Source organism: Pseudoalteromonas citrea (assembly GCF_000238375.3).
Taxonomy (GTDB): domain Bacteria; phylum Pseudomonadota; class Gammaproteobacteria; order Enterobacterales; family Alteromonadaceae; genus Pseudoalteromonas; species Pseudoalteromonas citrea.
This window is the reverse complement of record NZ_AHBZ03000015.1, coordinates 598,323-615,534: the sequence shown is the minus strand read 5'-3', so window position 1 is coordinate 615,534 and position 17,212 is coordinate 598,323. Positions and strand designations below refer to the sequence as shown.

The following is a 17,212-nucleotide window of genomic DNA, read 5'->3' as shown; positions in this document are numbered from 1 at the left end:
AAAAGGGTTAGAGAAAGCTTAGAATAAAAACCCTATGGACCCTGAAACCAGTTCAGGGAGACGAAGTTTTGTATTTAGAGGTGGTGTTTTGATTTCGCCCACACCGTTGTCTTCCTGACGCAGGTCAGGATCCAGAGTAATTATACTTACTGACTTTGTTACTCCTACACTTACCAGTGCTCCTATTTCTTCTTCCTGATGAAGTTCTGGCTCTAGAGATACTGAGTATAAATTATGGTAGCGCTTTTATTTTAGAGCACTCTTGCTCATAGCGACGGGTATACACTTCATCTTTCCATAAGGTGTATAAGCCTTGGTTGAATAATTCTGCGTAATGTTTATTCTGTTTATTGATGAGTAAAAACCCTCGTTTTACATAGGCGGGGGTTTTTTGTGTTACTAACGCGGCTTTTTGAGAAGCAGAAAGTGATTGCTTGTACACTTTTGCTGTATTTTCATCCATGATCATCACATCGGCACGTTTACGTATGATCAAAGGGAAGTTTTTATCCGTATAGGTTGCTTCAATGGTTCTTATGTTGTGTTTTTCGATGGCTTTGTGTAATGATTCTGGATACGTTAAGCCTTTATTAAGAAGCAATATATAGGGTTTTAAATCCATATAGGTTTGATATTTCAATGGTAAACTTTTCAAGTGGTAGAACCGACTTACTTCTTGTGTAATGGCGTGTTTGGTATAAATGTAGTCCTCGCTACGCTGTTCACTAAAGTACCAGTAGGCACTTCCGATAAACTCGGGTTTCATACCATCTTGATAAGCCCGCTCCCAGGGCATAAATACAAAACGGGTCTCAATGTCATACAATGCAAAGACATCCTTGATCAAAGAGGCTACACAGCCTTGATGTTCTTTTGACTGATCAATATAAGGTGGCCATTGGCCTGTGGTAATATGGACTCGCTTCGTAAAGGGCTCACTTTGTACAATAGTACTAAACAGTAAAATCAGACTAAATATGAATCTCATAGAGTGGCTCTTCGACGCTTTATTCTAACTATAGATAATCATCATCGGTTTCGAAATAGGATCACATATAACAATGGAAACATTTTCGGATATTTACACAAGAGCTGCGGCGCGAAAAGGCTCAGAAAAAATATTAATGTCATTAATTGGTAGTCCATTATCAGAAGCTGAGATAGGCACTATCTCAGATGACCAGTGGCTAGAAGAGTTTACGCGAAAGGTTTTTCAAAGTGGTTTTTATTGGTCAGTTATTAACGCAAAGTGGCCTGGCTTTCGAGCGGTATTCTGGGATTTTAACATTTCAAAGTTATTGATGATGTCACCAGAAATATTAGAGCAAAAGGCGTCGGATGAACGTATTGTCCGTAATTATAAGAAAGTTCAGACCATTCCTGAAAACTGTTACATGATCCATGAAGTTCAGCAATCACACAGCTCATTCACTGGTTTTGTGGCACAGTGGCCAACAGATAATATTATTGGCCTATGGGCATATTTGAAAAAACATGGTGCGAGGTTGGGAGGAAATACAGGACCTTTTGCACTGAGGGCTATGGGTAAAGATACCTTTTTGTTAAGCCGGGACGTTGAGGCATATTTACGCGCTCATGAGATCATCGAAGGTGGGTTGCAAAGTAAAAAATCATTATTAGCTGCACAAAGTTTTTTTAATCAGCTTGTTGAACAAAGTGGTTGGTCTTTACAGGCGTTAAGCCAGTTAGTGGCTTTTAGTGTTGGTGATAATCTGCTACCAGCAGAAGGAGAGAGATGATGACGTTTGTTAAGCGTTACGAAAATATCAGTGATCAGTTTTCTGTAGTCAGTAGGCCAAAGGTTAGCATGATGCCTGAATTGTTGTTATGGAATGATGATTTAGTCACCCAGTTAGCAATTCCACTTGTCGCAAATGAGGCTGCAGAATTATTGAGTGGTAATCGCGTTCTACCAGACGTAGAGCCTGTTGCACTTGCCTATTCAGGTCATCAATTTGGGCACTTTAATCCTACTTTAGGAGACGGACGAGCACATTTACTGGGGGCGTTTACCGATCCTCAGGGCCAACTTTTAGATATTCAGCTAAAAGGCTCAGGCAGAACGCCTTTTTCTCGTGGGGGCGATGGGCTATGTGCGCTTGGCCCTGCAGTAAGAGAATATGTAATGAGTCGTGCTATGGCTGCATTAGGTGTACCGACAACACACTGTTTGGCCGTTGTGACAACAGGCGACTCGGTGTTTAGAGAACAAGCCGTAGCTGGTGCCGTTGTTAGCCGTATCGCAAGTAGCCATATACGTGTTGGATCATTTCAGTATTTAGCATTAAATGATGATAAGCACGGTATGCGTGAATTGATGGAGCATGCTATTGCCTCTCATTATCCCCATATTACTGAAACGGGGGATGCGCGAACGGTGGCATTTTTATCAGCTGTCTGTGAAAAGCAAATTGAGTTAATCATTCAGTGGTTGAGAGTCGGGTTTATTCACGGTGTTATGAATACTGATAACACCTTAGTCAGTGGTGAAACCATTGATTACGGCCCATGTGCAATGTTAGAAGCGTTTGACTTTAATCAAGTGTATAGCTCGATAGATAAACAGGGTCGATATGCGTTTGGTAATCAACCAAATATCGCAAACTGGAATTGTGCCCGTTTGGCAGAATCATTGTTAACAATTATGGAGTCAGAAGAAGACACTGCATTAAATATGCTGACCACAGCCATTGGCACGTTTTCAGATAAGTTTAATCAAGCTTACAAAGCCATGTGGGCGAATAAGCTTGGTATTTTAGAGTGGCGCGAGTCAGATAGTGAGTTGTTATCTGAGCTATTGACGTTAATGAACGAGCATAAGCTAGACTACACTAATACTTTTGCAGCACTGACAAACTCTATTATGGCTAAACCGAGTAATTTGTTTATTGTGCATGAAGTCATAGCAGGTTGGTATAAAAAATGGCAGCTGCGTATCGCAGAGGCTGAATGTACTGACATTGCTAAAATAATGAGCCGTGTAAATCCAGCGGTTGTGCCACGCAACCAATTGGTTGAACAAGTGATCGAGCAGTTCATGGAGGTTGGCAGTAGCGATTTTTTGACGCAATGGCTACCGGTACTCAATGACCCTTACAACTACGAGCAGCAAACGTCAGCGTTCATTGAGCCTCTTCCTTCAGGTGCGAATTACCATACGTTTTGTGGTACCTAATTTAATAGGATGGATATGACACAGTCTCTTAGCTGGCAAGATATTAAACAGCAGGTATTAGCACACAAAAAATCATTGTTCATTGCGCATTGCATCGCATTTTTTGCAGCATTGATCAGTGTCCCTATCCCATTGATGATGCCGCTGCTTGTTGATGAGGTGTTGCTTGGTCACCCAGGTGCGGCGATTGATGTCTTAAACCAGTTTCTACCTGAACATTGGCAAGAGCCTACAGCATATATCATTGTGGTGTTATTAGGGGTGATGTTAATGCGCCTTGGTGCACTCGTCTTAGGGGTCATGCAATCTCGGCAATTTACCTTTATTGGTAAAGATATTAGTTTAAAAATCAGAGAGCGATTATTAAATCATTTACCTAAGGTGCAGCTCAAGGAATATGAAACTCAAGGAGCCGGAGCCATTAGTTCACGATGCATCACGGATGTAGAAACCTTAGACACCTTTATTAGTCAGACTTTGTCACGGTTTTTGATTGGGCTACTGACGATAATTGGCACTGCCATTGTGTTACTGTGGATTGACTTCACTTTGGGTCTTACCATTTTGCTATTAAACCCCGGAGTGATTTATTTTTCTCGGCAGTTTGGAAAACGCATTAAGCACTTAAAGAAAGATGAAAATGCGGCATTTGAAGCGTTTCAAGCCTCGCTAGTAGAGACGTTAGATGCGATAGCGCAGCTTAAAGCGGTGCGTCGTGAGGGCGCTTACTTTTCTCAAGTTAAAGAAGCTGCAGGAGACCTTAAACATTATGCTATTCAGTCACAGTGGAAAACAGATGCCGTCAGTCGGTTAAGTTTCACGGTGTTTTTGTTGGGCTTTGAAGTATTTAGAGCCATTGCTATGTTGATGGTGGTCTTTGCTGATTTAACGGTTGGTCAGATCTTTGCTGTGTTCGGTTACTTGTGGTTTATGATGGGGCCAGTGCAAGAGTTACTGGGTATTCAGTACGCATATTATGGCGCTTCTGCGGCATTACAGAGGTTGAATCAAGTGTTTGCATTTGAAACAGAGCGCGCTGCACCTGAACAAAAATCGTCAGTATTTGACCAGCAAGGTATTGATATTCGTTTTGCCAATGTAGATTTTGGTTATCACAAAGAGCAACCTGTACTCAATAATGTCTCGTTACATATTCCAGCGGGTAAAAAAGTGGCTGTCGTCGCAGTATCCGGTGGAGGAAAGTCTACATTGGTGCAGCTCTTGTTGGGGCTTTATGAAAAGCAGTCAGGTCAAATTTATATTGCAGGCACTGCGATAGAAGACGTTGGCTACAATACGGTGCGAGAAAACGTCGCAACGGTGCTACAGCAACCTATTTTGTTTAATGCGACGGTTCGAGAAAACCTTACCATGGGTAAAGAACACACTGAAGCGCAAATGTGGCAAGCGCTAAAAGTGGCTGAACTGGCTGATACCATTCAAGCTTTAGACGAGCAGCTTGAAGCAAAAGTAGGTCGCAATGGCGTGCGCTTATCGGGTGGCCAAAAGCAGCGCTTAGCAATCGCACGAATGGTGTTAGCAGACCCCAAAGTCGTTATTCTAGATGAAGCTACATCAGCACTTGATATTGAAACCGAACGCAAAGTGCATCTGAACTTACAAGCATTTCTCTCAAAGCGCACAACCCTTATCATTGCCCATAGGTTGAGCGCGATACAACAAGCTGATCTTATTTATGTGTTAGACGATGGTACTGTATCACAATCAGGTAATCATCAAGCCTTATCAAGAGAAACTGGGTTATACAGTACCTTATTTGGTAGGCAGCTAGGCTAAAGAACTAGGATTAAAATATCTTTAAATGTTAAGTAAAGATTAAGAAATGCTCTACTATTATAAAGCCAAATTCAGGGGCGATCTGCGCTCACGTTGATGAAATATGGGAAGAAATGATGAAACTTAAATTAATTAGTTTAGCAATTGCAATAGCTGCAGTATCTACAGTGCAAGCAGGGGAGCAAAAAGAAGGAATACATTTTGGTGTATTTGGTGATTATTACGATGCAAGCTGGGAAAATGTGCGTGGCGCCGCCGCTGGTGGTGTTGATGTAGATAACTCTACAGGCTGGGGGGCCGAGTTGGGCTACCGCTTCAATGACTATTGGAGTGCGCGATTAGAGTATGCTGATATGGATTTTGATTTATCTGGCACAGGGTCTGGTTCTCAAGACGGTGAACGCTATGGTATTGACGGACTGTATCACTTTGATGGTGGTCCATTTTATGGTTTGTTTGGTTTAAAATCTGTCGAGGCATTTGAAAGTAATACTTTTGCTAATATCGGTGCGGGTTACCGTCATCATTTTAGTGACAATTTATTTGTGAATGCTGAAACGTCAATCTATCAAGGTCTTGAGCGCAGTTATATTGATGTTGGAGCCAAATTGGGCATAAACTACTTCTTTGGCACTACGAAGACTGTCGCAAAGGCAGAGCCTGCACCTACTCCAGCGCCTGTCGCTCGAGCAAAAGATTCAGATAAAGATGGGGTGTTAGACACGCGAGATAAATGTGCGAATACGCCAATGGCGGATGCGGTTGATACATACGGTTGCACTAAATACGTTGAGAAAGATGCAACGGTAAAGCTGCTGGTACGTTTCCCTCATAATAACTCCGCGGTATCGTCAGATTATTTAAGTGATATAGAGGACGTGGTTACCTTCTTACAACAACACAATGACGCGTCAGTGGTATTAGAAGGCCATGCATCGATTGTTGGTGAAGCAAAATACAATCAGTGGTTATCTAAAAAGCGTGCTGACAAGGTTGCGAAGCAGTTGATTAGTAAAGGGATTGATGCACAGCGAATCTCAACGGTCGGGTATGGTGAAGAACGCCTGCTCAATACGGCGAATACATTAGCGGCACATGCTGAAAACCGCCGCGTAGAAGCGTCAATCGCTGTTACTGAACGTGTGAAAGTAAAGCGTAATTAGTAGTCGATTTATCTTTATAAAAACCAGCCTTTGATAGGCTGGTTTTTTTGTTGTGGTCTTCTATTTATATTCGCACTCAGTAAATACTAAATTCTTACTCAATTGATAGCGTACAGTGATTTGTTTACCTACTGGAAGCTCAGTTGATAATTGCTCAACAATAACAAAGTTCAGTTCATTGCTGGTAAAATTAATGAGTTTAACCGCGTCGAACCCAAAAAATTTACCGACACTTGGATATAGTGCTTTATAAATACTTTCTTTGGCAGAAAAAATGAGGGTTAGTGGATTCGCGGTAGTTAATGAGAGCGAAACAAAAGCACTATTTTCCTCTGGGTGTAATATTTGTGTTTGTAACTTTTGTTCTTGCTCATCACCCATAAAGCGTTCGACATCAATACCAAGCCCCTTGAGCCCTGTATCGCCAGAGCACATTGCAATGGCAATACCTTGGGTATGAGTAATACTGCCTTTAATACCTTCAGGCCATATTGGTGCGCGATCTTCTCCACTGATAATTTGGACACCCTTAATGTCAATGCGCTGTAAGGCATGTTTGGCGCAGATACGACCAGCTAAAAACTCAGCTTTACGCTTGGTGACTGCGTTATTCAGTTTGGCTGGAAAATCGATCTGATGCGCTGTAAATTGGCTGTCAGTATAATGTTCATTAGTAAAGGTACAGCTATAAAAGGCATAAGGAAGTTGTGGTGTAAACGTTAGGTCCTGAGGATAACTACATAGGGTATCCATATTGAATAATGTTCCTAAATTAATGAGCACTGATATTTTTCAGTGTGATATCGCAACAAAGTGCATGAGAATGTACCATATTTGGTGATTAAATGAATAGTGGTCGAGATAATGGATAAGATTGGGGATTGGCAAGATATTCATATTGCTTACATCGTAGCAAAGCAAGGTACTTTGACTGCTGCGGCAAAGGTATTAAATATTCACCATAGCACCGTCCTTAGGCGTGTTGAGCAATTAGAGCAACAGTTAAATACACGGTTATTTCATCGCCATGCTCGTGGCTATAAAGTTACAGAGGCGGGTGAAAAGTTATTACAGGTGGGGAAGGGGATTGATGATACGCTGGGGCAACTACAACATTCAATCATCGCCGCTGATAGTACATTACAGGGGCGCTTGTTATTAACAACGGTGAGCGGTGCAATGGAAATGTTAAGTCCTGCGTGTTTGCAATTCCAGCAACAACACCCGCACGTTCAGCTAGAAATAATCTTAAAGCAACAGAAGTTGCGATTAGATCATGGCCAAGCTCACGTTGCGATCCGAGCTGGAGAAAAACCGACAGATCCTGATTATGTTGTACTGCCCCTTTGTTCACGGCGTGCAGGCTTGTATGCTTCGGATGAGTATGTGGCTCGGTATGGCCTGCCAAACTCAGTTGCAGAATTGCCAAATCACTATTTTGTAGGAGGTGTAACCGGATTTAATAACACGGTGCCGTATTTCTCATGGGTAGATAAAGTTATCGACTCAAAACAAGTATGTGTGAGGGTTTCAGAGACTGCTGAAGCCACAAGAGCAATATATCACGGCTTAGGAATTGGCGGGATGCAGCATGCTATAGCCAAGCGCACGACGAATATGCAGCCAATACTAGAAAATGAGTTATATTGGCAGCTAGATTTCTGGCTCGTTACCCATGTGTCAGTCCACCGTACAGCTAAGGTACAAGCGTTATGTCAGGTATTTAAACACTACTTTTCAGCGGAATAAGTAGGGCGACACTTAACATGTTCTAATGGCACGTAGTTTTGTGTTTTTGGAAAGTACAAAACACATAAGTCGCCCCGCTTTTGTAGCTCGAATCGAGCGACACTTTCTTTATTTGTAACATAAATGGGGCTTTCTAAGGGACCTGCAAGGTTTGAAGTTTGTTCTATCAATAACGAACTACCAGTTGAAAAAACACCGTCAGCTAGGCGGGGAGCAACGCCGCCCTTTAATTGTACGATAGCACTTTGCAGTTCAGCTTTCATGATTGCCGTTGGATGTTCTATGGTGGCAAGGGCTGGTGCGGGTGGCGCTGTTTGCTCACACCCGACACTAAAAAATAGTGTGCTTAGCAGCCATATTTGACGTTGTGATTTGCGCATTACTTCGGCTCTACAATATTAGTGAATATAGCGCCACCATTTGCAGAGCCTTGTGGAATTTCTAGGGCAACTCCCGCGCTGATGTAATCTGATATTGCATAAGTTGAAGGTCGACTTTGCACCAATTCAGGACAACTCCCAGTCTTAATATGCTCAAGTGCCGCTTTTAATTGTCCCTCAAGAGGGTCTCCAAGCGCATGAGCGAAGTCATCATTGACAGCGCAGCCGCTAACATTACTCGTTAGGCCGAGTTCACCCGTATTCCCCGCAGCGTCAACCGGGGTAAATCCATCGGAATACGCCCCAAAGTTCTTTGCGTTAGCACTGGTGAACTGAATGGTGTAATAGACTTGACCACAGTTTGGGGCAGGTTTAAAACCATAAGGTTTGCCGCAGGTCGGAGTACCAATTAAAACCACATTTAAATCAATACCGCGCAGCCCATTAATAATGAGTTCACTGGCAGAGCAGGTGCTTGCGGTACTGAGAATGTATACGGTGTTTAAACTGGTACTCGGTAAAATAGTATCGGTATATTGTCTGGTATCCCAATTAATCTCTTGGTTTCTGAACGTGACATTTCGGTTGTTCGCCGATAGCTTGTCATTGTATATCGTCTGACTAAATACTTTGGGGTTACTCGTCTGTGTATCGGTATTATTGGGTCCTGCGATCATATAGCCTAATTGCGCGGCCATATCGACCAGTCCACCACCGTTGTAGCGCATATCGAGTACTAAGGCCTCAGCCCCGGCATTTTGAAATTGTTTAAATGCGCTAATAAGGCCACTTTGCCCAGCACTAATGAATTGATTAAATTGTACATAGCCAACCGCTTTACCGTTTACATTAAATGTTTGTGCATTTTGCACAGGTGTTAATGCTATATCGCCCGCTGTAACGGTAGCGATCACGGGCTCAGATTGGCCTTCACGTGCGAGTGTAAAAGTATGGGTGCTGCCGCTTGTTGGGTTTAAGCCCAGTAAAAGTGCTTCTGTATCACTTGAGTTTATATTAACCCCATTAATCGCGGTGATTGTGTCACCCCGCTTAAATCCCGCAATTTCTGCCGGTGAATTATCTTGTGTATACGCGACTCGATATACTCTAGGTGGCTTACTGCTAACTGTCGACCAGCGGACGCCAAACCCTGATGATACGCCCGACTGTGATTCTTTTTTATAGTCTTCGTAGCTTTGGGTGAAATGGAAGTTGTCTTTTTTATTCCCTGATGGCGTTGTTTGGAAGGTTTTTAAAACATCAAAGTATTGCGCCACACTCTCAGCGTCGCTTGGGTTGGTGTCTTCAACTTCGTCGTACCATAAATATGTTTCATGGGTTAAAGAGCGTAGCCACATTTTTTCATGCGCAGCACTGCCTTGCTTATCTGGATAAGCCTTGTTTTCAAAAGGATCTAATCCTGTTCGAGGATTGGCGCAGTAATTTGCAAAAGTCTCTGCAGGCTGAAACTGGGCAACTTGCCAAGTAGTATCAGGCGGTGTTGCACTATTAGTTGTATCACTGTTGCTGTTTGTACTATTGCCACTGCCCCCACCACATCCGGTTAATAATACAATTGAAATACCTAATATTGGGGCGATAGATGTGGTAATCCGAGTGAACATTGACAATTCCTCTAATGAATATGAACAGCTTCATGTTTAGAAATTAGCAACTAATATACACAATAGCAATAGCCTAACTCGGATTGTTACGGATGCATTTTGACCTAGAGTGACAGCCAATAATTGAACAACTTGGTTTGTTTTGCGGAAATTTTCAGCTTGTATGTGTCCCTCATGTAAAAGTAAGCTTTGGCTATTTTCTTTCGGGCTGATGGGGGTGGCTGAATGAGGCGTTTTTTAAAGTTTATACGTACCTGACATTGGCCATGCTTTAATGGCGTATCTGGTAAAATTCCAAAGCGATAGTTTGAACGGTCGCCGTTTATCTCACCTATTGCAGGTGCAAGATTACGTATGTCCGCTTCCATTTTTCTAAATAATGGGCTGGTTTTTCTGCAATTTTTTCGGCCGCCATGTTGCCAGCATTGTAGTTGATGGCCAAACTCCCAAGCAGAGACAATATGCTCCCACTCAATACGCGTTGTTCTGCTATTTATTTTACCTGCATGGGTGACAGGGCGACGAGGCTCATAGCCACAAGAGCGTGCATCCGGGCTGAGCTTTTTGCCTGTTTTTATAATTTTACAGCCACAATAAAGTGTTCGTTGGTCTTTTGTTATGGTTTTAGTGAGGTACTTCTTGGCTTGATAAAAGCTGTTAAACTCTTTTGCGTGGCTAGGTAAAGCGAATAAAATCGAATATAACACAATAATAAAGTGCATTTCTCTCACAGTATGTGGACATCAGAAATGCAATTATATCAACAAAGGCTACGGCAGTTGATTGCTTATTTTTCTTTTACGCCATGGGGGAGATTGTAACAATAGTAGTATTCCTGAAAGGCAAAATAACACACTAATTGATGCAAAACTAATGAGTAACGGGTTGTTAAAGTCATCTCGTTCATCATAATCCATAATGTGAAGCATCCAGAAAAAGTCAAAAATGCGCCATATATGACTTCTTACGGTAAGCACCTCTCCACTTTGTGCATTGAGGTATATCGTGGTGTTTTGCCAGTCGCTAAAGCTTACTTGCCATATATTTTCCCGATAACCTATTTCTCGTGGCCCCACATCGAGTAAGTGAATGTGTTCAGGTTGGCCAGCACCTAAATAATGGAGAGAGGCTTGTTGTGTAATTTCTTCTTTAGCTGGTGGGTTAAATTGTTTTCCCGTAATACCATCAAACCAAAGGGTTTGTTCACCCTTGGCCTTAATGATAGGGGTATCAAGAAAGTGAATAAATGAAATATGCGATACTCTTGGGACTTGTTTGGTGATGGCGTTCAAATCAGCTGGGTAGTTTAATGCTGAAAAAGGTGAATCGATCTGGCGCTTAGCTAAGTGCTTACCATGTACTTTGTCTAGAGGGATTGCACTCATCACTAGCCCACCAAGTAACCAAGCAAATATTTGAATTGCGAGTAGGTATCCTAACCATTTATGCACTTTGCGTGCGGGTCTTAACCAGCGTTTATTCATGACTATGTGAGTTTAAGTATAAAAGAGGAACAGTTTACTATTTTTCTGCCAGCTGTCACTGCGTTAAATTGTCGCAGCGTGAGTTTGTTATAGCCAGCATGGTGTTACTTGGTTACACTTTACTATGTAGCTAAGTTCATCATCATATTACATAAGGTAAATCAGAAAACATGTCAGACATTCAGTTCTTAAATGTAGACCTCGAGTTAGAATCTAAACATGACATAAGCGCATTAATTAATGATTTGAAAAAGAATGCCATGATTTTGCATTATGACAAAGACGAATACCGTCAATTGGCAAGAATTGAAGCAAATGCTGACGTTACGAGCCCAGATAAAGCAATTAATCATTTATGTGAATTGATAGAATCTTGTTCAAAAGCGGGTTTGAAGCAGTGGCTATCTTGTTCAAAGCGCACTTTTGACATTGGCTTTAACTCAGGTACATCACCTAAATGCTACTCACAGGCATTACATGCCGACACATTACTCCGTATCTCTGCGATTGGTGCTGGAATGGAGATCACCCTTTACCCAATTGAATAACAGCGTATCATTCGAGTAGGTTTAGTTCTTTACTAGACCTTTAACTCTACTTCCCTTTAAATAGAAAAATCTGTTATAACCACCTGATTTAAATGGCATTAATTTCATTGTATTTATTTTTGCATTTTAAATTGTTAATTTTAAATTAAATTTGTTGATCTTTTTTGTTGTAAGTTTTATCTTCTGTATTCAATACACACGGATAACTTACAGGATTGGAAGATGAAATTAATAAAAAAAATAATGCTCCCCACCTTAATGACGGTAGCGAGTGTACATGTTCATGCACAATCAGTGCAGCAAGAGTCAATGACGGAAACATTTGAAGAGTTAGATGTATTCTCGTCAAAAGAATTTCAAGTTGTTGATATAAAGAAACAAATCTCAAAAGTTGTAGCCAACCAGATACAGGCGCTTACGCCTCGATTACAAACAATGATGAGTGAACAGCGCTTGTCCATTCCATTGCAAGCTAGCTTAATGTCAGGCCGTGCGGCGGAACAAGTGAACGTCGCATCAAGCTATACGAGAATGCTCAAGGGTTTAAATGTAAACAATAATGCAATTTTTCAACTGAGGCTTGCAGATAGTGCGATGTTAGCACCTTGGAGTAGCGGCGAGAAACCGCTGATAGCGTTTGCACCAAAAGGCGATGATACATCTTGGCTTTATATCGAGGCCTATGATCATGATGGGAATGTTCATCTGCTCGATGCACAGACAATGCCATCACAGCCTGTTCTTATTGTAGAAATTGATGGTCGAAAAAGCGCGCGCGAAGGTTTAGCAATTATGCAAAGCATATTTGCACAAAACCAAGATACAGAAGCTAGCGCGATTATTACTTCTTCTGAAAATGACGCTGACGTGCTTTCTACCAGTAACTTACAACGCATTCGTTTAAATGATGATAAAGAGCCGTGGATTTCGGGTAATGCTGAAGTATACGCAGTCGTAACGGGTGTGAGTCCAACCAGAGATGAGCCGATACTCGATATTGTCGATATGCCGTATCTGGACAGTGATGGACGCGACTATACACCTAATCAAACCTTGATCCACTGGAATCGCTATCGCTGGCAAGCCGCTGATGTATTATTGATGGAGCAGGACGACAACACCAATTATCAAACGCTTGCGACGACTTTTTTAGATATTGTGACACAAGCTATGCGGGCGATACCCGATCCGAATGTACAAGGCTATGCGATTATTCCACAGTTAACAAACCAATTAATAAAAGCGATGCCAGCTCATTGGTTTAGCAATGATGATGACTATGTTGATGTGTTTTATACATTATTTGAAGGTCAAAATTATAATAACTACATGGGGGCAAGTGGTAATGCCAAAGTCACCATTAAGCCATTAAATATTAATCCAAGATAAGAGAGTTCCCCGTTAAGTCGGTTACGGCCTAATGGACTAGGCCGTTTTTTATATTGTAAAACCCTGATAGTTAATATCAGGGTGTGTTTGCTTTACCAAATCTGCGTGACAAATTCAGGGTGGTCTACATAAGGGTTACGATTGCCCTGAAACTCATAAGCCGCTTGGTTTCTCGCAATTTCTAATTCGTCAACGGGGTCAAGCTGGTGCCAGCGTAACAGCATGGTAACTAACCAAGGTTCAAATGCGCGGGTTCTGCTGCCATCTAAAGCGGCATTACCGTATGTTGAATAGTTTTGCCAGTTACCTATTTTATCTTCATATCGTGTTGCCATATAAAAATAGACTCGTGCAAAGTCACCTTTAAATTTATCAATAGGTTCAAAGACGGTGCCATTATAATTTAACGTACTTTTTGCTGGGCCTACACGGCTGCCATTGGTTGAGGTGAAGCTTGACGAAGCAACCTCTCCAAATGGAAAGCTATTGCGTTTTGCATTTACAAATCCATCAGTGGCGAAAATATGATGAATATCTGAATTCATAGGCTCGATTTTTCCACCAAACCAGCTTTTCGGGAATGAATGCTCTCTGTTGTAGCAGTCGCTTTCTCCTCGGTATGAACCACACTGATCTGATACCGCAACAAAATTGTAGGCATCAATTGAACTTGGTTTTTCTGAATACCTATCTAGCACTGAGTTATCTTTCTCAAAATAAAGATCACGTTCAGAGCGGTCTATAAATTGCCAAATGGCACTGTAGCCTTGCGAATTATGACTTTTTATTATTTCGTGCAATTGTGTTTTAAGTGCATATCCGGTTAATCCAGCAGCTGATGCGTAATAATCACCGGGTGTGCCTCCGCCATTATCGCCACCATCACTGCCTAAGGTAAAGCGATGCGTGTTTTGATTGGTAAAAGAGGCGCCTTCGGCAATTGTCTGATTATTATGCGTTAATAAATATGATCCGTTGCCAAATTCGCAACAAATACCATCACCATAGCTGTCTGATATAACAAAGTTGTACATTCCATCAGTAAGGCATAGTGTTTCTGTGTGTGTTGTATTGTTGGTGAAATCAGCCCCGCTGGCTACGGTATGCCCTTGGGCAGTATTCAGTTTCCAACTGGTTTCGCTGGCATATTTATCGGTGGTTAACTTGACAGTAAGTTCATTATTGCTACAAGTCGTTGGTGGAGGGGTAACTGGCGGGGTTGAATCTGATGGTTGAAAGTCATCAAGGTAAACTATCTCATTACCATCAAAGCCACTCACATCGTAAAAGCGCAGTCCGACGTTGATTACTTTACTGGTGCTTGCAGTATATTGGTGACTGATTTTTTGCCATTGCTGCGTAGTGTAAGGATCAGAGTAGCTTCGGTAGCCGTCGACGATAAGTCGTGCTTTAACCTTGCCTTCTGTATGGTATACCCAAGTACTAAAGTCATAAGTTTGCCCAGCTTGAACCGCGATGGCTTGCAATAAATCGGTATTGCTCTGCGACGCTGTGCTTACCGTGACTTGAGCAGAAGACGTACCACTTTTAATTATGGTATTGTTTTTGGTTACTGTGATACCGCTATCTATGGTACTCCACTGTGTTGGTTGACCTTGTTGCCAAGATTCAAAGTTGCCGTTAGCCACCTGTGCAATAGCGTGGCCTTGAAGTGTTAGTCCTAGTGCGGCTGCTACGATAGTTCGTGTTGCCTTATTCCCGTGTTTCATTATTTTTCTCTATTTTTGTTTAAAGAATTATTGTTTTATTAAAGTTAAACAAGATCATTTTTTATACAGCCCTTGTTGTCGGTATGTTAACTTTAGAGTTGTATAATTTAAAACAATTCTTTTAAGCTGTTTTCGTTGGACTTTCTCGTTATCAATAACTAAATGGAATAACAAAGCAGATCTTCGTCTTTTTCTTAGCGCGAGAGATGCGTATGCTTTCAACTCATAAATCCTTACGTCCTGTAAGGGCGTTGTAGAAGAGCAATCTAAGCAAAAAATAGTTTAGGGTTACGGGGAATTTTCAATGTTGTTAAGTCAACTTAGTGCTGCGGCAAGCCCGCTTACACAAGAGCAAGTGCAAAAGCTACAAGGTTTAGTTGCAGAACTAAACCCGATTCAACAAGCATGGGTAAGTGGTTATTTGGCTGCCAATGCAAACACCGCGGCATTGAGTGGCACTGTAGGGCAATCGGCTGCACCTGCAGGTGATGCTGCACCATTAACTATTTTATATGGCTCGCAAACGGGTAACGCGAAAGGGGTTGCCAGTCAGTTAAAAGAGCAAGCAGAATCGAAAGGTTTAACCGTTAAGTTAGTCAGTATGTCTGACTATAAAACCTCAGCACTGAAGAAAGAGAAGTTTTTAGTGATTGCAGTATCGACTTATGGTGAGGGTGAGCCACCAGAGGATGCTGAAACATTACATGAATTTATAGCAGGCAAAAAAGCACCTAAATTAGACGGTACCCAAGTGGCGGTAATTGGTTTAGGTGATTCAAGCTATGAGTTCTTTTGCCAAACGGCCATTGATTTTGAAGAGCGCTTGGTAAAGTTGGGTGCTGAAATAGCGTACCCACGTGCAGATTTAGACGTTGATTATGAAGATGAAGCGCAAGCGTGGATCACTGGCGCGTTGGATGTTTTTGAACCGCAATTACAAGCACAGCAAAGTGCAGGTGCAAATGTGGTCAGTATGCCATTTGGCGCACCTGTGGCAGCAGCCAGTCAATATAATAAGCAGAACCCATTTGCAGCTGAGCTATCAATCGTGCAAAAAATTACCGGCCGTGACTCTAGTAAAGATGTACGCCATGTAGAAATTTCATTAGAAGGCTCAGATATTACCTATACACCGGGTGACTCACTGGGTGTCTATTTCTTAAATGATGACGCACAAGTCGATGCAGTACTGACAGCTTTAAATATTAAAGCTGATGCGCAAGTAACCGTTGGTAAAGAAACACTTGATATTCGCACTGCATTGATTGAAAAACTTGAACTTACACAGTCATATCCAAGCTTTGTAGAGAAATATGGTCAAGCGGCAAACAATGCAGAATTGTTGGCGCTGGTGGAAGATAAAGCGGCAATGCGTGAATATATCGAAGCTCGTCAAGTGTTTGATATTATTTTACAAAATCCAGCCGAGATCACAGCACAAGCATTAGCGGATAGCTGTCGTAAGCTGCAAGCGCGTTTGTATTCAATCGCTTCAAGCCAAGCAGAAGTGGAAGAAGAAGTACACTTAACGGTTGGTTTAGTGGAATTTGAAGCATTTGGTGAACAGCACTTTGGTGGCTGCTCTGGGTATTTAGCACAAAGAGCAGAAGAAGGAGTGAGCGTAAAGGTCTTTAGTGAGCATAACGATAACTTCCGTTTACCAAGCGATGATGCAACGCCTGTTATTATGGTGGGTCCAGGTACCGGTATTGCGCCATTTAGAGCTTTTTTGCAAGAGCGTGATGCGCGTGAAGCGCAAGGTGAAAACTGGTTGTTTTTTGGTAACCCTAACTTCACTCAAGATTTCCTGTATCAAGTGGAATTACAAGGCTATGTAAAGTCAGGTTTGTTAACCCATATTGATTTGGCCTTTAGCCGTGACCAAGCTGAGAAGATTTATGTTCAAGATCGATTGCGTGAAAAAGGCGCAGCGGTGTTTGCTTGGTTAGAAAAAGGTGCACATTTTTATGTGTGTGGTGATGCGAATCGCATGGCCAAAGATGTTCATCAAGCCCTTGTGGATATTATTAAAGCACATGGTGGTAAAGATGATGAGCAAGCAGAGCTATATTTGAAAGAGTTGCGTAGTGCAAACCGCTACCAAAAAGACGTCTATTAATCGGTGCGTGTGCTTATATACCCTGCGATGCG

15 protein-coding genes are annotated in these 17,212 nt (G+C 42.0%); 8 read left to right on the top strand and 7 right to left on the bottom strand.

Annotated features, from left to right (window positions below; genetic code table 11):
• Positions 1-232: 232 nt before the first annotated feature.
• A complete protein-coding gene (locus tag PCIT_RS10330) occupies positions 233-988 on the bottom strand; it encodes a substrate-binding periplasmic protein (protein WP_010363855.1) in 756 nt (251 codons plus the stop codon).
• A 73-nt stretch (positions 989-1,061) separates the two neighbouring features.
• Here PCIT_RS10330 and PCIT_RS10325 point away from each other — a divergent pair, with 73 nt between their 5' ends.
• The 4 genes from PCIT_RS10325 to PCIT_RS10310 all read left to right on the top strand — a co-directional run bounded on the left by PCIT_RS10325 (position 1,062) and on the right by PCIT_RS10310 (position 6,156).
• Positions 1,062-1,760 carry a DNA-3-methyladenine glycosylase I gene (locus PCIT_RS10325; RefSeq protein ID WP_010363854.1) on the top strand — a complete coding sequence of 233 codons (699 nt, stop codon included), beginning with the start codon at positions 1,062-1,064 and terminating at the stop codon, positions 1,758-1,760.
• Positions 1,760-3,196, top strand: a complete 1,437-nt coding sequence (locus tag PCIT_RS10320; protein WP_010363853.1) for a protein adenylyltransferase SelO — start codon at positions 1,760-1,762, stop codon at positions 3,194-3,196. The genes PCIT_RS10325 and PCIT_RS10320 overlap by 1 nt, the downstream gene beginning before the upstream one ends.
• 15 nt (positions 3,197-3,211) lie before the next feature.
• Complete coding sequence (locus PCIT_RS10315) at positions 3,212-4,993, top strand: ABC transporter ATP-binding protein (RefSeq protein WP_010363852.1); 1,782 nt, start codon at positions 3,212-3,214, stop codon at positions 4,991-4,993.
• A 116-nt stretch (positions 4,994-5,109) separates the two neighbouring features.
• Positions 5,110-6,156 carry an OmpA family protein gene (locus tag PCIT_RS10310; RefSeq protein ID WP_010363851.1) on the top strand — a complete coding sequence of 349 codons (1,047 nt, stop codon included), beginning with the start codon at positions 5,110-5,112 and terminating at the stop codon, positions 6,154-6,156.
• Between the two features lie 60 nt (positions 6,157-6,216).
• Here PCIT_RS10310 and PCIT_RS10305 read toward each other — a convergent pair whose 3' ends face one another.
• Positions 6,217-6,909, bottom strand: coding sequence for a 4'-phosphopantetheinyl transferase family protein (locus tag PCIT_RS10305; RefSeq protein ID WP_010363850.1), 693 nt, complete (start codon positions 6,907-6,909; stop codon positions 6,217-6,219).
• 108 nt (positions 6,910-7,017) lie between these two features.
• Between PCIT_RS10305 and PCIT_RS10300 the strand changes: the two genes are divergently transcribed.
• Entirely contained in the window at positions 7,018-7,905 is an 888-nt protein-coding gene (locus tag PCIT_RS10300) for a LysR family transcriptional regulator (RefSeq protein WP_420492146.1), read from the top strand.
• On the opposite strand, the gene PCIT_RS10295 is transcribed toward PCIT_RS10300, so the two are convergent.
• The 4 genes from PCIT_RS10295 to PCIT_RS10280 form a co-directional block, all read right to left on the bottom strand.
• The gene (locus PCIT_RS10295) at positions 7,887-8,285 is read right to left on the bottom strand and encodes a hypothetical protein (protein WP_010363848.1); all 399 of its coding nucleotides are present in this window, start codon (positions 8,283-8,285) and stop codon (positions 7,887-7,889) included. The two genes, PCIT_RS10300 and PCIT_RS10295, sit on opposite strands and share 19 nt — an antisense overlap.
• Complete coding sequence (locus tag PCIT_RS10290; protein ID WP_010363845.1) at positions 8,285-9,910, bottom strand: S41 family peptidase; 1,626 nt, start codon at positions 9,908-9,910, stop codon at positions 8,285-8,287. The genes PCIT_RS10295 and PCIT_RS10290 overlap by 1 nt, the downstream gene beginning before the upstream one ends.
• A gap of 104 nt (positions 9,911-10,014) precedes the next feature.
• Positions 10,015-10,632 carry an endonuclease gene (locus tag PCIT_RS10285; protein WP_010363843.1) on the bottom strand — a complete coding sequence of 206 codons (618 nt, stop codon included), beginning with the start codon at positions 10,630-10,632 and terminating at the stop codon, positions 10,015-10,017.
• Positions 10,633-10,680: 48 nt separating this feature from the next.
• On the bottom strand, positions 10,681-11,394 hold the full coding sequence (locus PCIT_RS10280; protein WP_010363841.1) for a membrane protein: 714 nt from the start codon (positions 11,392-11,394) through the stop codon (positions 10,681-10,683).
• Positions 11,395-11,564: 170 nt separating this feature from the next.
• On the opposite strand from PCIT_RS10280, the gene PCIT_RS10275 reads away from it, so the two are divergent.
• A complete protein-coding gene (locus tag PCIT_RS10275) occupies positions 11,565-11,942 on the top strand; it encodes a hypothetical protein (RefSeq protein ID WP_010363839.1) in 378 nt (125 codons plus the stop codon).
• A 222-nt stretch (positions 11,943-12,164) separates the two neighbouring features.
• Positions 12,165-13,331 (top strand): DUF3103 family protein, encoded by a 1,167-nt coding sequence (locus PCIT_RS10270; RefSeq protein ID WP_010363837.1) that lies wholly within the window; start codon positions 12,165-12,167, stop codon positions 13,329-13,331.
• Between the two features lie 92 nt (positions 13,332-13,423).
• On the opposite strand, the gene PCIT_RS10265 is transcribed toward PCIT_RS10270, so the two are convergent.
• Positions 13,424-15,061, bottom strand: coding sequence for an endonuclease (locus PCIT_RS10265; RefSeq protein WP_010363836.1), 1,638 nt, complete (start codon positions 15,059-15,061; stop codon positions 13,424-13,426).
• A 304-nt stretch (positions 15,062-15,365) separates the two neighbouring features.
• Here PCIT_RS10265 and PCIT_RS10260 point away from each other — a divergent pair, with 304 nt between their 5' ends.
• On the top strand, positions 15,366-17,180 hold the full coding sequence (locus PCIT_RS10260; protein WP_010363835.1) for an assimilatory sulfite reductase (NADPH) flavoprotein subunit: 1,815 nt from the start codon (positions 15,366-15,368) through the stop codon (positions 17,178-17,180).
• Positions 17,181-17,212 lie beyond the last annotated feature (32 nt).

Coding starts and splice junctions, on each gene's coding strand:
- PCIT_RS10330 (WP_010363855.1), bottom strand. CDS start 988: ATGAGATTCATATTTAGTCTGATTTTACTGTTTAGTACTATTGTACAA.
- PCIT_RS10325 (WP_010363854.1), top strand. CDS start 1,062: ATGGAAACATTTTCGGATATTTACACAAGAGCTGCGGCGCGAAAAGGC.
- PCIT_RS10320 (WP_010363853.1), top strand. CDS start 1,760: ATGACGTTTGTTAAGCGTTACGAAAATATCAGTGATCAGTTTTCTGTA.
- PCIT_RS10315 (WP_010363852.1), top strand. CDS start 3,212: ATGACACAGTCTCTTAGCTGGCAAGATATTAAACAGCAGGTATTAGCA.
- PCIT_RS10310 (WP_010363851.1), top strand. CDS start 5,110: ATGAAACTTAAATTAATTAGTTTAGCAATTGCAATAGCTGCAGTATCT.
- PCIT_RS10305 (WP_010363850.1), bottom strand. CDS start 6,909: ATGGATACCCTATGTAGTTATCCTCAGGACCTAACGTTTACACCACAA.
- PCIT_RS10295 (WP_010363848.1), bottom strand. CDS start 8,285: ATGCGCAAATCACAACGTCAAATATGGCTGCTAAGCACACTATTTTTT.
- PCIT_RS10290 (WP_010363845.1), bottom strand. CDS start 9,910: ATGTTCACTCGGATTACCACATCTATCGCCCCAATATTAGGTATTTCA.
- PCIT_RS10285 (WP_010363843.1), bottom strand. CDS start 10,632: ATGCACTTTATTATTGTGTTATATTCGATTTTATTCGCTTTACCTAGC.
- PCIT_RS10280 (WP_010363841.1), bottom strand. CDS start 11,394: ATGAATAAACGCTGGTTAAGACCCGCACGCAAAGTGCATAAATGGTTA.
- PCIT_RS10275 (WP_010363839.1), top strand. CDS start 11,565: ATGTCAGACATTCAGTTCTTAAATGTAGACCTCGAGTTAGAATCTAAA.
- PCIT_RS10270 (WP_010363837.1), top strand. CDS start 12,165: ATGAAATTAATAAAAAAAATAATGCTCCCCACCTTAATGACGGTAGCG.
- PCIT_RS10265 (WP_010363836.1), bottom strand. CDS start 15,061: ATGAAACACGGGAATAAGGCAACACGAACTATCGTAGCAGCCGCACTA.
- PCIT_RS10260 (WP_010363835.1), top strand. CDS start 15,366: ATGTTGTTAAGTCAACTTAGTGCTGCGGCAAGCCCGCTTACACAAGAG.